Source organism: Halalkalibacter okhensis, from assembly GCF_000787375.1.
GTDB lineage: Bacteria > Bacillota > Bacilli > Bacillales > Bacillaceae_D > Halalkalibacter > Halalkalibacter okhensis.
The window spans coordinates 159491-174134 of the sequence record NZ_JRJU01000004.1; the positions used below are offsets into that span (position 1 = coordinate 159491).

12 protein-coding genes and 1 pseudogene are annotated in these 14644 nt (G+C 40.8%); 2 read left to right on the forward strand and 11 right to left on the reverse strand.

Annotation, left to right across the window (positions count from 1 at the left end):
• Positions 1-63: 63 nt before the first annotated feature.
• The 3 genes from LQ50_RS05120 to LQ50_RS05130 form a co-directional block, all read right to left on the reverse strand.
• On the reverse strand, positions 64-1416 hold the full coding sequence (locus LQ50_RS05120; RefSeq protein WP_034626756.1) for an FAD-binding oxidoreductase: 1353 nt from the start codon (positions 1414-1416) through the stop codon (positions 64-66).
• A 399-nt stretch (positions 1417-1815) separates the two neighbouring features.
• Positions 1816-2601 (reverse strand): ABC transporter ATP-binding protein, encoded by a 786-nt coding sequence (locus LQ50_RS05125; protein WP_034626757.1) that lies wholly within the window; start codon positions 2599-2601, stop codon positions 1816-1818.
• Between the two features lie 33 nt (positions 2602-2634).
• Positions 2635-3489 carry an ABC transporter permease gene (locus LQ50_RS05130; protein ID WP_034626759.1) on the reverse strand — a complete coding sequence of 285 codons (855 nt, stop codon included), beginning with the start codon at positions 3487-3489 and terminating at the stop codon, positions 2635-2637.
• Positions 3490-4024: 535 nt separating this feature from the next.
• Between LQ50_RS05130 and LQ50_RS05135 the strand changes: the two are divergent.
• A pseudogene (locus tag LQ50_RS05135) lies at positions 4025-4306 on the forward strand (BCCT family transporter); the annotation flags it as partial.
• Here LQ50_RS05135 and LQ50_RS05140 read toward each other — a convergent pair.
• On the reverse strand, positions 4292-4978 hold the full coding sequence (locus tag LQ50_RS05140; protein WP_034626763.1) for a cyclase family protein: 687 nt from the start codon (positions 4976-4978) through the stop codon (positions 4292-4294). The pseudogene LQ50_RS05135 and the gene LQ50_RS05140 overlap by 15 nt on opposite strands.
• Before the next feature lie 249 nt (positions 4979-5227).
• Here LQ50_RS05140 and LQ50_RS05145 point away from each other — a divergent pair, with 249 nt between their 5' ends.
• Positions 5228-5902 (forward strand): hypothetical protein, encoded by a 675-nt coding sequence (locus LQ50_RS05145; RefSeq protein ID WP_052144599.1) that lies wholly within the window; start codon positions 5228-5230, stop codon positions 5900-5902.
• 948 nt (positions 5903-6850) lie between these two features.
• Here the strand turns inward: LQ50_RS05145 and eno are convergent.
• From eno to LQ50_RS05180, 7 genes are all read right to left on the reverse strand, one after another.
• Positions 6851-8140, reverse strand: a complete 1290-nt coding sequence (gene eno / locus LQ50_RS05150) for a phosphopyruvate hydratase (RefSeq protein ID WP_034626765.1) — start codon at positions 8138-8140, stop codon at positions 6851-6853.
• 115 nt (positions 8141-8255) lie between these two features.
• Entirely contained in the window at positions 8256-9791 is a 1536-nt protein-coding gene (gpmI, locus tag LQ50_RS05155; protein WP_034626767.1) for a 2,3-bisphosphoglycerate-independent phosphoglycerate mutase, read from the reverse strand.
• Positions 9791-10546 carry a triose-phosphate isomerase gene (gene tpiA / locus LQ50_RS05160; protein ID WP_034626769.1) on the reverse strand — a complete coding sequence of 252 codons (756 nt, stop codon included), beginning with the start codon at positions 10544-10546 and terminating at the stop codon, positions 9791-9793. Before tpiA ends, gpmI begins: the two co-directional genes overlap by 1 nt.
• A 56-nt stretch (positions 10547-10602) precedes the next feature.
• Positions 10603-11790, reverse strand: a complete 1188-nt coding sequence (locus LQ50_RS05165; RefSeq protein WP_034626770.1) for a phosphoglycerate kinase — start codon at positions 11788-11790, stop codon at positions 10603-10605.
• Between the two features lie 89 nt (positions 11791-11879).
• A complete protein-coding gene (gene gap / locus LQ50_RS05170) occupies positions 11880-12887 on the reverse strand; it encodes a type I glyceraldehyde-3-phosphate dehydrogenase (RefSeq protein ID WP_034626772.1) in 1008 nt (335 codons plus the stop codon).
• A gap of 55 nt (positions 12888-12942) precedes the next feature.
• Complete coding sequence (locus LQ50_RS05175; RefSeq protein WP_034626774.1) at positions 12943-13968, reverse strand: sugar-binding transcriptional regulator; 1026 nt, start codon at positions 13966-13968, stop codon at positions 12943-12945.
• 135 nt (positions 13969-14103) lie between these two features.
• Positions 14104-14337 carry a glutaredoxin family protein gene (locus LQ50_RS05180; RefSeq protein ID WP_237563651.1) on the reverse strand — a complete coding sequence of 78 codons (234 nt, stop codon included), beginning with the start codon at positions 14335-14337 and terminating at the stop codon, positions 14104-14106.
• Between the last annotated feature and the right edge of the window lie 307 nt (positions 14338-14644).

Consider the following 14644-nt stretch of genomic DNA (forward strand, 5'->3'; position numbering starts at 1 on the left):
CCCCCATTTTTATATTAAAATGTGCGTGCTGCTAGTTTCATAGCTTGTTAGTAAACAAAAGAACTAAATCAATTCTTGAACCAAGTCCGGTGATGGCATCTTTTCTTGGTTTAAAAGGTTGTAAGGGTCATTTTCCTTCTTCTTTTTCGATATGGACTCAAGCTGCAAATCCCATCCACCTGCGCCAAGTAAATATGTATGCGGATCATTTACGGCAGCACCAATTTCATTAAAGTACGCAATCACTTCATACAAACGCTCTTTGGATGTAAATTTTACTAGAGGCAATCCAGCTGGTACTAATCTCCCCCTGTCCCTTAACCACTCAATATGCACGAGTACTTCTTCACCAAAGCGTTCTTTAATCAGATTGATTTGATTTTGGACTTCATCGATTAGAAAGAAATTTTGTAAGTACGTCCATTTCTTATCGTCTTTTAACGCCCATAGTGTCGTATGGTTCCATGTAAAGTCTGAAATCCCTATTCCTTTTCTATAAGCATTTGCTTCAGCTGTATAATTGCTTATCCCGTTGTATTTCATTGCTTCTTCTTTAAAGAGACTATGATTTTCTTCTGCAATTTCTACAAGCACCCAATGCTCTTTTTCAGATTCGATGATCTTTTTTAATGGCCTAAAAAACGTTGGGATTGGGGCCTCCATTACCGACACTAAGCGTTTGCTCCACCTGTTCCCTTCCGCAATTCCCCTTGAAAACTGTAGTGCTTCATGAAAATGTTCAAAGCGAACGACCTCTTGAACCCAATTTTTCTTTTGCTTAATCGGAATCGTTACTTCAGTAATAATCCCTGTTGTTCCGTAGCTATGGATGTAATCGAGCAATTCATCACCAGATAACGTAAGTTCTGTTATCGTTTCGTTCATGGTTAGAACCCTTGCTTCTAGGACATTTCCATCCCACAAATTCCCCCAAGTTACTGAGCCAATGCCACCGGAGCCTCCTGCAATAAACCCACCAATCGTTGCCTTTACAAATGTCGAAGGGTAAATCGTGAGCTCTTGGTCCGTCTTGTGGATTTGCTTTTCTAAGTCTCTTATTCTCATCCCAGACTGAACGGTTACAAAGCCATCACCAATGTTAACAATTTGATTAAGCTTACTTAAATCAACAACGATGCCTCCATTCATTGGAACGGCCTGCCCATAATTCCCTGTTCCAGCCCCACGTAAAGTCACTGGTATTTTTTCATCAACTGCTAGCTGCAAAATGATTCTTAACTGGGCATGCGAATCAGGTATCGCAACATAGTCTGCTTTCTTGTTAGTAAGCTCCATTTCTAAAACAGGAGAATACCAAAAATAGTCCTTTGACAGTTTTTCCATCATCGCCTTTTCCTGAATGACCGTTTGTGAACCAACGGCATCCAGTAGCCTTTCAAGAAATGCTTCCTTCATGTTCGGCTTCCTCCTTTTTTAACTACTAGTTACTTCTCACAATATTTCATTGAATTTTCAGTTATTTCGAACACAAAGTAAGAATAAAAGAAATTAGTAAGCAATTGTTAAAAAAGGTAAGATAATATAACGGATTTTTTTAATTTTTTTCTTCTGGCTAAAAAGTCGGTTCGTTGCTGTTTTGTTTTATGTAACTAAGCAAAAAGGTGTGCACCTCCTTTGTATTCCTGTCAAATTATCAGCTTAAAAAAGGACAACATCGACTTTCTTAGTTTCATCCTGTTTGAATCACTCTTCTCAAACGAATATAATCTTACATACGTCTTGAATAATTTTTATTGATTCTATCTTTAGTTTCATTAGAAAAAAGCTGTTGAGGATGCCTCAACAGCTTTTTATTTAATGTTTTAACCCTTTTGAGATTTCCCCAACTAAATGGCTAAATTCTGGGGTACTTCTAAATGACTCATCTCGTTCATACTCAGGTACATCAAATACATTCGTGATCCGTCCAGGTCTTGTAGACATGACGGCAATCTTCGTCGATAAGAATACTGATTCAAACACATTGTGAGTAATAAACAAAACCGTCATCCCTGTTTTTTCCCAAATTTTTAATAACTCGTAGTGCAAGTTCTGCCTAGTCATCTCATCCAAAGCACCAAAAGGCTCATCCATTAAAAGTAGCTTCGGTTTGGCGATAAGGGAGCGCGCGATAGAAACTCTCATCTGCATCCCGCCTGAAAGCTGTCTTGGAAGAGCTTTTTCGTAACCTGCCAATCCAACCATTTCAAGCACTTCTTTCCCTCTCTCATGCCGCTCATGCTTTGATACACCTTTTAATTCCAATGGCAATGTGACATTGTCGAGTACCGACTTCCACGGTAATAATGTCGCATGCTGAAACACGAACCCCACATCATTTCGATCAATCATCGTTTCTTGATTAGAAGCATTAATCATTTCGACCCGCCCAGACGTTGGTTCACTTAGGCCAGCAATTATTTTAAAAATAGTTGACTTTCCGCACCCTGAGGGACCAACGAATGAAACAAACTCTCCCTCTGGAATATCCAGATTTACTTCACTCAAAGCTGTAATCGATCCATTATAAATTTTGCTTACATTGTTAATACGTAGACTGGATGTTGCCACTTCATTTTTCTCAACTACCGCTGTTTTCACTTCGCATACCCCTTTCTATTCAAGATTAATTCCTTACTCTTGTTCCATTTCTGATTCATGCCAAGATGCTAAGAACATCCTTGAGATGTAACTAACCATTAAGAAGAAGGCAATTCCAAGTACGGCCGCTGATAAACCTAATGCAAATAAATATGGCGTTTGTAGCCTTGATGCAGCAACTGTAATGGCATACCCTAATCCACCAGCTCCACCACCAACACCAGCAATATACTCACCAACAATTGCACCAACAACAGCTAATGTACAAGAGATTTTCGCTCCAGCAATAATATACGGGAGTGCTGCTGGAAAGCGGAGTTTCCACATAACCTGCCACTTGGACGCATTATAGAGGTAAAACAAATTTTTCATATTATGGTCTGTTGCATTTAAACCAATTAACGTATTTGATAACATTGGGAAAAATCCAATCGTGAAAGCAATGATCACAATCGCGTTCATGCCCGAACCGAACCATATGACAATGATCGGCGCAATCGCTACGACTGGAATCGTTTGTAAGATGATCGCATAGGGATAGAAACTTCTTTCAACAAGCTTAGAACTTGCCATCAAAACAGCTACGCCAATCCCACCTACTACACTTAAAAGAAATCCTGAAACTGCACTAACGATCGTAGTCATTAAGGCAGCAGATAGATTGCTCCAATTTTTCACAGCGGCATCAAAAATGTCGGTTGGTTTCGGCAAAATATAGTGCGGCGTCCCTAGTAACGTTACGACGACTTGCCATAAAACGATAAAGGAAATAAGTGCCACAACAGGAGGCAATGCTTTTTTCATCATTTCACTGCTCTTTTTTACTGCGGCTACGGCTGAACGATTGACAACAACTTGACCAGAACGATTGACGGCTTCTCTAGACATGTGTAGCACCACCTTTATTTGTATTAGGTATACTTGAACTGTTCCGAATATTAATGTAAACCTCGTTAATATTGCTTAACTTCATATATACTCCTCCTACTTTTTATTTCCTTTTTCTTACGGCGACCTGTCTGTTTACGCTGGTTACATTCCACAAAAGCAAGTCCGTTTTTTAGATAATTCGAATATACGCTAAGAGTAATTTAAATCTTGGGAATTTTGTTGTAATTCGTTAGATTACCTGTCATTGTTTTTTCTAATTTTATTTTTAATGACATTTTTACATATTGTCTTTTTGTCACCTTTAACTAAACTTGCAAATGATTTTGTTTTACAACATTCTTCATAACCGCCCTCTAGAAAGAGCGAGAGATTACGCTCACCATATTTGTAATAAAAATTCACATGTACATTAACTAATCAATACCGGCATGAATAAACACACCTAGAAAGAAGAAAACGGAATAATTCATTCAATAAGGGAAGACCAGGATTGAGTGTATTTGGTCATTAATGACACAAAAGAGAGTCATGGGGAGTATCAATGGCTGCGATTGCTGCAATATTACTCATATCTGGTGGTTTAGATGCCCTACAAACGGCACCTTTAATTGCCGCTCTTCCTTTTACGATTCTTATTTTTATGATCATTTTTGCCTTTGTGAAGATGATTCGAAAAGAACCATTGCCACCGACTGATCCAAACAAAGGTTTCGAAATAAAAGCAAGAAAAGTGAAAGTTAGTAGGGGGAGGGAAAGGTTTTTTAGAGGATATGGCTCTGCACATGTGCAGAGCCATTTTTTATTCTTCCGTTAGTAAGGCAATTGCCCGAATTGGTGACCCTGTACCATTGCGAATTTTCAATGGTAGACCAATGTATAGAAATCTTTTGTTCACAATCTCTCCTAAATTGCATAGGTTTTCCGTATTTGTTATTTGGTACTCTCGGCAAACGAGATGCCCAGAATATTTTGGATCATGGGACTGATCAATAGACGGAGCATCTACTCCAATGTTTTTTACACCTAATTGAGCTAACCACTTCGCTGCTTGATAATGCAAGCCCGTATGTCGACTGAACCATTCCTCTTTTCCATATGTTCGTTCATAATGCCCCGTATAAAGAAGCACAATATCTCCCTCCTCTATAGTCTGATTTGACCTTTTCAACGCGTCCTTAAGATCGCGCCTCATAATAAAGTTATCTGGAGAGACATTTGAGATATCTAGGCAAATTGCCGGGCCATAAAAAGAATCTAGATCCATCTCGTCTATCGTTGGTCCATCCGGGTCATATTCATAAATCGCATCACTATGTGTAGGTACATGTTCATTAATAATTAAACTATTAGTAGCAAATTCAAACCCTAATTTCTGTTTCGTAATGTCATGCGATATATTTTGAAAAATGACTGTTTGCTGTTGAGTGGACAAACATGGCATTCCTTGATAAATCTCTTGTGATAAATCAATTAGTTTTGTTGTCATCCGCGGTTTCTCCTTTTTCATTTTTTCTGCCGCTTCCCTTTTGTTAGGTTTTTTGACAGGGTCTCTTCTAATTTGTATTAACTTGTATAGGATAAGAGTAAGATAAAACGAACCATTCGTGTACAAAACAGTTACGTTATCTTACAGAATATTTATTTCAGGTCATAACTGACTCTTTCTCTAACAGCCGTTTAAAAAAGATCTAAGGAGGTAAAGTTTTAATAAGAGTGACATGCAAGGAGGGGTCATATGAAATACCTATTGATTTTCGTTGCAGCTATCCTGTTGGCTAGTTGTGTTGAGACAGAAAGAGAAGTTCAAGAGCCCGTTCAGGAAGAGCCTACTGAACCGATCGAATCTTCTGAAGATCGTAGCCAAGCCGAGGATGATGAATCACCAGAAGAGGAGGTGTCTTCTACAAATGAGCTAGGACTAGAAGAAACAGCAGACCATATTGTTACCTTATTAAGAGATCAAGATATGGAAGCATTAGCTGGTTTCGTTCATCCAACAAAAGGTGTACGTTTCTCACCATATGGACATATCAAAGTGGATGAAGATAAAGTTTTAACAACCGAACAACTCGATGAATTTTGGACAGATGAAACCGTGTACCACTGGGGCTACTTTGACGGCAGTGGTGAACCGATCGAAAAAACATTCCGGGATTATTACAATCGATTTGTTTATGACCATGATTATGCAAATGCAGAGGAAACCGCTGTAAATGAGCGGCTAGGCGACGGAATGATGATTGATAATAGTGATGAGATCTATCCGGATGCCGATGTAGTCGATTATTATTTTTCTGGCTTTGAAGAGGAGTATGACGGAATGGACTGGAGAAGCCTACGTATCGTGCTAGAGGAGCAAGATGAGAAATGGTACCTTGTTGGCATTATTCATGATGAATGGACAATTTAGGAGAGAGACCTAACAATCAAATAAAAACCATCGCTCCACATCATCGCTTCGGACAGACACTTCGCTAGTTAAGAGTATCATTCCTTCTATTCTTTCAAAGTAGGATTTTTTACTTCTTAACAGATGAGGGTCACTAAAGTAATATCCTATTGTCCGAGGCTCGTTCCATTGCGCTCCAGCCTACTCGCACCCGCAAGGAGGTGTCGAGCCTCCTCGGCTGTGGAGTCTCGACCCTACCTCTATTTCCCGCAGGAGTCGAGTGGCTTACGCTTCATTACACTTAGAGGGTAAATGATATTACAGCTTTACCAATAAATTTTAAAAATAGGAGAATTCTCTTAACTAGCGTAGGACATACACATAGACACTCACTATTTTTTTGCTTCTATATTATAAACGCGACTCCGCCATTTCTTTAAACTCTTATGTATGTCGAAAGTCCTGTTATTGTTTCTTCATTTGATATCATTAGATTCACCTACATCTATGTAATACCTAAATAATAAAATAAATAATGTCAGTTGAATGTTTGATGAAAATTAAACTTCAGACTGTAGACAAAAAGCCTTTGAGTTTCATTTCTCAAAGACTTTTCACGCTAGTTCTCCTATTTTCTTTTGATAGTTGAAGAGGAGGGAATTTCTATCTTCCTCTCAACAAGCGGACGGGATGGGGGGCCGACTCCTGCAGGAGGGAAGGGCAGGTTGAAATCCACCGGCGCAGCCGGTTAGTTCAACGCCCGCCTGCGGAAAGCGTGCCCCCCATCCCGGGAGCGAGATCAAAGCTCCTTTTCAAGTCCTAAATAAACGAGCACTTTTTCAGTGGCCTCAGGATAGCTCACCAGCCGCCCTCGGAAAGCGAAGTGTATGTCCGGAGCGGTGATTGGAACCAATGTATTGTTTCACAAAAAACCGTGCCTCTACATCAGAGGCACGGTTTACTTATTGCTTATTTTTTCAAGTTATAGAATGCTTTTAAGCCGCCGTATGTTGCTACGTTAGCAAGCTCGTCTTCGATGCGAAGAAGTTGGTTGTACTTCGCCACACGGTCTGTACGAGAAGGAGCACCCGTCTTAATTTGACCAGCATTTGTTGCAACAGCGATGTCAGCAATTGTAGCATCTTCTGTTTCACCAGAACGGTGAGAGATAACTGCTGTGTAACCAGCACGCTTAGCCATTTCGATTGCTTCAAACGTTTCAGTTAATGTACCGATTTGGTTCACTTTGATTAGGATTGAGTTACCAATTCCTTTTTCAATACCTTCAGCAAGTTTCGTTGTGTTTGTAACAAACAAGTCATCACCAACAAGCTGAACTTTGCCACCAAGACGATCTGTTAGAAGTTTGAAACCTTCCCAATCGTTTTCGTCTAAACCATCTTCAATTGAGATGATTGGGTATTTTGAGCAAAGATCTTCGTAGAAAGTAACCATTTCTTCAGATGTAAGACTCTTACCTTCACCCGCTAAGTGGTACTTGCCATCTTCTTTGTTGTAAATTTCAGAAGCTGCTACGTCCATTGCAAGTTGAACTTCTTCACCTGGTTTGAAACCAGCTTTTTCGATTGCTTCGATGATTGTAGAAAGAGCTTCTTCGTTTGAAGAAAGGTTTGGAGCAAATCCACCTTCATCACCTACAGCTGTGTTGTAGCCTTTAGATTTCAGAACAGATTTCAAGTTGTGGAAAATTTCCGCACCCATACGTAGAGCTTCGTGGAAGTTTTCAGCACCTACAGGCATAACCATGAATTCTTGAATGTCTACGTTATTATCTGCGTGCTCCCCACCGTTGATGATGTTCATCATTGGTACTGGAAGTTGTTTTGCATTGAATCCACCAAGGTATACGTATAAAGGTACACCTAGAGCGTCAGCAGCTGCATGAGCAACAGCCATAGAAACACCTAGAATCGCGTTTGCACCAAGCTTGCCTTTGTTGTCTGTTCCATCAAGTTCGATCATTAATTGGTCAATACCAAGTTGATCTAGAGCGTCAAAACCGATTAGCTCAGGAGCGATTACTTCATTTACGTTTTCAACAGCTTGAAGAACTCCTTTACCCATATAACGCTCTCCACCGTCACGTAATTCAACTGCTTCGTATTCACCAGTAGAAGCACCACTTGGTACTAACGCGCGTCCCATTGCACCTGACTCAAGGTATACTTCTACTTCAACTGTTGGATTACCACGAGAATCTAATACTTCGCGAGCATAAACATCTGTAATCATTGTCATTGGAAAGTCACTCCTTAAAATTTTTCAATTTATTTTCGGTAAAAAATAGTGATTTCATTCAACTAACCGTAATATGATTCAACTAAAACTAAGCAATTCCTGCCTAGAAAATCAATTATTTCTTAATTAATGAAACTCCCGTCATCTCTTCTGGCTGTTTTCCATCTAATAATGCTAAAACAGTCGGAGCTAAATCAGCGAGTTTTCCGTCTTGCTGCAACTCAATTCCGTTTTGAGTAACAATGACTGGCACTTTATTTGTTGTATGAGCTGTCATTGGCTTATCTTCTAATGTTAGCACTTCATCTGCATTACCGTGATCAGCGGTAATGATAGCTGCGCCACCCTTAGCGTTAATCGCATCAACGACTTTTCCTAAACACTCATCAACCACTTCTACTGCTTTAATCGTTGGCTCAAGCATACCTGAGTGTCCAACCATATCTGGGTTAGCAAAGTTTAAAATAATCGCATCATGCTTATCAGCTTCAATGTCGGCAAGTAACGCGTCCGTCACTTCGTATGCACTCATTTCAGGCTGTAAGTCGTATGTGGCTACTTTTGGTGAATCGATAAGAATGCGCTCCTCACCAGGGAATGGCTCCTCACGTCCACCACTAAAGAAGAATGTCACATGTGGATACTTTTCCGTTTCCGCAATGCGAAGTTGTTTGAAATTTTGTTGTGACAGCACTTCACCGAGCGTGTTATCTAGGTTTGTCGGCTTGAACGCGACATAACCATCAACCGTTTCGCTAAATTTCGTTAAGCATACATAATGAAGGTTTCTTGGATGCATGTCTCCACGGTCAAATCCACGGAAATCTTCATTTGTGAATACTTGAGACATTTGAATTGCACGGTCTGGACGGAAGTTAAAGAAGATAACCGCATCATCATCTCCAACTGTTCCTACTGGCGTTCCGTCTTCCTTTGTAATAACAGAAGGAATAACAAACTCATCAAAAATGTCATTTTTATAGTTGTCTGTAACGACATCTATTGGGTTGGTGTAGGCAGGACCTTCGCCATATACCATTGCACGGTAAGACTTCTCAACACGCTCCCAGCGACGGTCGCGATCCATCGCATAGTAACGGCCGTGAATCGAAGCAATTTCCCCAACACCTAAATCCTCAAGCTTACTTTGCAACGCACGAACATACACTTCAGCTGAAGTTGGCCCTACGTCACGTCCATCAAGGAAGCCATGTACGTAAACCTTTTCCACGTTTTCACGCTTCGCCAGTTCAAGAAGAGCATACAAATGCTCAATGTGACTATGAATCCCACCATCTGATAAAAGACCATACACATGTAAAGCACTGTTTTTTTCTTTCACATGGTTCATTGCTGCATGGAATGTTTCATTTTCAAAGAAATCACCTTCGCGAATCGATAAATTCACGCGTGTTAAGCTTTGATACACAATACGTCCAGCACCAATGTTCAAATGTCCTACTTCCGAATTCCCCATTTGACCTTCTGGTAAACCAACAGCTTCCCCTTGTGCTTCAAGAGTCGCATGTGGGTATTGGTTCCAGTAACGATCAAAGTTAGGCTTCTTTGCTTGCGCTACCGCATTCCCTTTTACTTCATCTCTCATCGCAAATCCATCGAGGATGATGAGAGCTACTGGTTTCTTACTCATTATTTACCTTCCTCCAGAAGTGCAAGGAATGAATCAGCTTCAAGACTCGCTCCACCTACAAGCGCTCCGTCAATATCGTTCTCGGCCATGTACTCTTTAATGTTCGCAGGCTTGACACTACCTCCGTACTGAATACGTACAGCCTCAGCAGCCTCTGGTGAAAAGCTTTCCGCTACGACTTTACGGATGTATGAGCAAACTTCATTTGCATCTGCAGCAGAAGAAGATTTGCCTGTTCCGATTGCCCAAATTGGCTCATAAGCAATAACCGTGTTTTTTACTTGATCAGCTGTTAAGCCAGCTAGTCCAGCTTCCACTTGTACTTTTACTACTTCGTTTGTTTTGCCAGCTTCACGTTCTGCATCTGTTTCACCGCAGCACATGATTGGTACTAAGTTGTGCTTGAATGATGCATGAACTTTTTTGTTTACAGTCTCATCTGTTTCAGCAAACATTTCACGACGCTCAGAGTGACCGATGATCACATACTCTACTTTCATGTCCGCTAAAGCAACAGGGCTGATTTCACCTGTAAACGCACCATTCTCTTCAAAGTGAACGTTTTGAGCACCGACTTTAAGGTCTGTTCCTTCAGTCTGACTCACTAAGCTTTCTAAAAATAACGCCGGTGAACAAACAACAGCATCCACTTCACTGTTAGCTGGAACGCTCGTTTTTACCGCTTCAACAAATTGTTTCGCTTCCCCAAGCGTTTTATTCATTTTCCAGTTACCTGCAATAATTGGCTTACGCATAGTATTTCACCTCTTTATCGGATTAAAGCGGGGTCTGACCCCCACTGTTCAATCAATTAAGCTTTATCGTTAAGTGCCACTAGTCCTGGAAGCTCTTTCCCTTCCATGAATTCAAGAGATGCACCGCCGCCTGTTGAAATGTGGCTCATTTTATCTGCAATACCAAATTTCTCAACAGCTGCTGCTGAGTCTCCTCCACCGATCACAGAATACGTGTCTGTGCTTTCAGCAAGAGCTTCTCCGACCCCTTTTGTTCCTTTAGAGAATGCTTCTAGTTCAAATACACCCATTGGTCCGTTCCAAATAACAAGCTTTGATTCTGAAATGACTTTACGATATGTATCAATCGTCTTTGGTCCAATATCTAGAGCTTCCCAATCAGAAGGAATTTCATCGATATTAACCACTTTGATATTCGCATCATTTGAAAAATCATCCGCAACTGTTACATCTAATGGCATGTAGAAGTTCACATTGTTTGCTTTTGCTTTTTCCATAAATGATTTGGCAAGATCGATCTTATCTTCTTCAAGTAATGATTTCCCAACTTCATGGCCAAGTGCTTTTACAAAAGTGTAAGCAAGTCCTCCGCCAATAATTAGGTTGTCTACTTTATCTAAAAGATTATCAATAACACCGATTTTATCTTTAACCTTTGCTCCACCGATAATTGCTGTAAAAGGACGTTCAGGATTTGATAATGCTTTCCCAAGAACATCTAGCTCTTTTTCCATTAAAAGGCCTGCAACAGCCGGTAAGTGATGAGCAATCCCTTCCGTTGACGCATGAGCACGGTGAGCTGCTCCAAACGCATCGTTAACGTAAACATCTGCTAATGCAGCAAATGCTTTTGCTAATTCAGGGTCGTTTTTCTCTTCACCAGAATAGAAGCGAACGTTTTCAAGCAACAATACATCCCCCTCAGAAAGAGCATTTGCAGCTTCTTCCGCTTTTGGACCATGTGCTTCATCCACTTTCTTCACGTCTTTTCCAAGAAGTTCGCTTAAACGAGCGGCAACTGGAGTTAGACGTAATTCTTCTACCACTTCACCTTTTGGACGACCAAGATGGGAAGCAAGAATGACTTTAGCGCCTTGTTCTACTAATGCTTGAATCGTTGGAATCGCTGCACGAATACGAGTTTCATCCGTAACTTGACCATCACCCATTGGCACGTTGAAATCGACACGGCAAAATACTTTTTTCCCTTTAAGGTCGATATCACGAATCGTTTGTTTGTTCATTTTGGCTAGACCTCCTGTATGGATTGCAATTTTTACAGCGGAAAGAGGAGGAAACTTCTATCATATCCTCCTCCACCAACTGTTACTTATTATAGTCCTTGCTTAGCGATGTAATCAACAAGATCTACAACACGGTGAGAGTAACCAGACTCGTTATCATACCAAGAAATTACTTTAACCATGCTGCCTTCCATAACCATTGTTGAAAGAGCATCGATTGATGAAGAATGTGGGTTACCATTGTAGTCACTAGATACTAGTGGCTCTTCGCTGTAGTTAAGGATTCCTTTTAATGGACCTTCAGCAGCTTCACGAAGTGCATTGTTTACATCTTCAGCTGTAACGTCTTGGTTTAACTCAGCTACTAAGTCAACTAAAGAAACGTTAGGAGTTGGTACACGCATTGCTCCACCGTTTAATTTACCTTTAAGCTCAGGAAGTACAAGAGCAACCGCTTTTGCAGCACCTGTAGATGTTGGGATAATGTTTTCAGCAGCTGCACGCGCACGACGGTAATCCTTATGTGGAAGATCAAGGATTTGTTGGTCATTTGTGTACGAGTGAACAGTTGTCATCATACCGCGCTTGATTCCGAATTTGTCGTTAAGAACTTTTGCAAATGGTGCAAGACAGTTTGTTGTACAAGATGCGTTTGAGATAACGTGGTGGCTGCCAGCATCGTACTTGTCTTCGTTAACACCCATTACGATTGTGATATCTTCATCAGATGCAGGAGCAGAGATGATTACTTTCTTCGCACCAGCTTCGATGTGTTTTGCAGCATCTTCACGCTTTGTGAAGAAACCTGTAGATTCTACTACAACTTCTACTCCACGGTTAGCCCACTCAAGTTTAGCTGGGTCACGCTCAGCAGAAATGTTAATTTCTTTACCGTTAACCACTAAAGAGTTGCCATTTACTGTGATCTCTTCTTTAAGGTTCCCGTGTACAGTGTCATATTTAAGTAAGTGTGCTAGCATGTTCGCATCTGTTAAGTCGTTGATTGCTACTACCTCAACGTTAGGGTTGTTTAATGCTGCACGAAATACGTTACGTCCAATACGTCCAAAACCGTTAATACCAATCTTTGTTGCCATGTTCAATCTCCTCCTAGTAACTTATAAAGAATTTATCAAAAAGAGCAATGCCCTTTTATCTACGTAATTGTAATAATGCTTCAGCGGCAGCTTCATCTGTAATCAACACATCACTTGGCTGATACTTCATATAGGCAGCAATCGCTTCTCCCTTTGAAGCTCCCCCAGCAACGGAAATCACATACTTATGCTCCCCAAGGTCATCAAGCTGTAAACCAATCGTTCGCTGCTTATGGATTGGTTCGCCGCGACGGTTGAAATAGTATCCAAACGCCTCTGCTACAGCCTCTTCCCGATTAAGCTTGTCAATAAACGAATTTACTGAATCACGTCTGAGAGCCATCGTGCTTGCATCTCCAATCCCATGAATGACAGTACAAGCTGATTTAATCAGCCTTAGGATGTCCTTAACAGAAGGTTCTAATACAAGAGATGAGTAAGCTTCTTCACTAATTTGGTCTGGGACGTGCAACAAACGATATTGTGCCCCTGCTCGACTTGCAAGCTCTGCACTAATCGTATTTGCTTGGTTCTCAACCTGCTCCCCAAGTCCGCCACGTGCGGGAACAAACACAACTTCCCTTGTTTTAGCATCAGGCTTCATCATTTCCGCAACAGCTGCAAGGGTTGTACCCCCCATCACTGCAACAACGTCTTTTGGTTTAATGATTGCCTTGAGCTCACTAATACAAGCTCTCCCCATTTCTCTTTTAACCCATTCATCCTTATCACTATTTCCAGCAACAACTATGACTTGCCCTACACCGAGTTCCTTTTCTAACTTTGCTTCTAATTCCCGCAGTCCAAGGAGCTCCTTCATCATCTCTTCCAACTTTTCAAACAACTTCTCGCCTTCTTCGGTAATGCTCATACCTGATGTAGCAAAATGAACAAGACCTTGGTCCTTTAAAAAAGTAACCTCGCCTCGTAACACACGTTCGGAAAGCTGTAAATTTGCCGACAAGCTTCTTCGACCAATCGGTTGCATTAACTTAATGTAGTGAAGGATTCGGTAACGCTTGACCATGACGTCAAGTAAATCGGGTAATAATTTTTTTTGTATGTCTAATAATGAATTCATAGAGCCAAACTCCTTTAAGTCAGGACTGGACTCATTATGTCCCGCATAGACATTTTTAGTCCCGTTATTCGCAAAAAAAAGACCAAAATCCTCATCCACAACTACATATTACCAAGGATAGGGTCCTTTCACAAGTTATATTTGCCTATTTATTTCAAGTAAACGCTTTCTTACCTTTTCTTTCGATATTTGACCAAAATCAACCTCTTCCCCATTGACTAGAATGACCGGAATCATAATTTGATATTTTTCAAGCAACGCATCATCTTTGTAAATATCAGTAATTGTCATGGTAAAAGGAACTTCTTCAGCTAATGGTCTAATAAGGTCGATTGCTTTGTCACAAAGTGGGCAATCCATTTTTGACATAATGGTTACTTCTAACATTTCTATTATCACTCTCTTTTATTCGTAGTATGTAGGATTTAGCTTTACCATTGATGGGCAAGGGCTTCTCTCGCTGCGCGCCTTAAGGAGAAAATCGTTCCTTAAGGCTTTAGAACATGGCAGCGGCTCCGCTCCTTGCTTCGATACTGAACCAAAAGGGAAGACCGCCCTTTTGGTTTGATATATGTTTTTAGCTTATTCGACGATGGGCAAGGGCTTCTCTCGCTGCGCGCCTTAAGGAGAAAATCGTTCCTTAAGGCTTTAGAACATGGCAGCGGCTCCGCTCCTT

Excerpts from the sequence above, each read along its gene's own strand:
- LQ50_RS05130 (WP_034626759.1), bottom strand. The coding sequence starts at position 3,489 with ATGTCTAGAGAAGCCGTCAATCGTTCTGGTCAAGTTGTTGTCAATCGT.
- eno (WP_034626765.1), bottom strand. The coding sequence starts at position 8,140 with ATGACAATGATTACAGATGTTTATGCTCGCGAAGTATTAGATTCTCGT.
- LQ50_RS05145 (WP_052144599.1), top strand. The coding sequence starts at position 5,228 with ATGAAATACCTATTGATTTTCGTTGCAGCTATCCTGTTGGCTAGTTGT.
- LQ50_RS05120 (WP_034626756.1), bottom strand. The coding sequence starts at position 1,416 with ATGAAGGAAGCATTTCTTGAAAGGCTACTGGATGCCGTTGGTTCACAA.
- gap (WP_034626772.1), bottom strand. The coding sequence starts at position 12,887 with ATGGCAACAAAGATTGGTATTAACGGTTTTGGACGTATTGGACGTAAC.
- LQ50_RS05180 (WP_237563651.1), bottom strand. The coding sequence starts at position 14,337 with ATGTCAAAAATGGATTGCCCACTTTGTGACAAAGCAATCGACCTTATT.
- LQ50_RS05175 (WP_034626774.1), bottom strand. The coding sequence starts at position 13,968 with ATGAATTCATTATTAGACATACAAAAAAAATTATTACCCGATTTACTT.
- tpiA (WP_034626769.1), bottom strand. The coding sequence starts at position 10,546 with ATGCGTAAGCCAATTATTGCAGGTAACTGGAAAATGAATAAAACGCTT.
- gpmI (WP_034626767.1), bottom strand. The coding sequence starts at position 9,791 with ATGAGTAAGAAACCAGTAGCTCTCATCATCCTCGATGGATTTGCGATG.
- LQ50_RS05140 (WP_034626763.1), bottom strand. The coding sequence starts at position 4,978 with ATGACAACAAAACTAATTGATTTATCACAAGAGATTTATCAAGGAATG.
- LQ50_RS05165 (WP_034626770.1), bottom strand. The coding sequence starts at position 11,790 with ATGAACAAACAAACGATTCGTGATATCGACCTTAAAGGGAAAAAAGTA.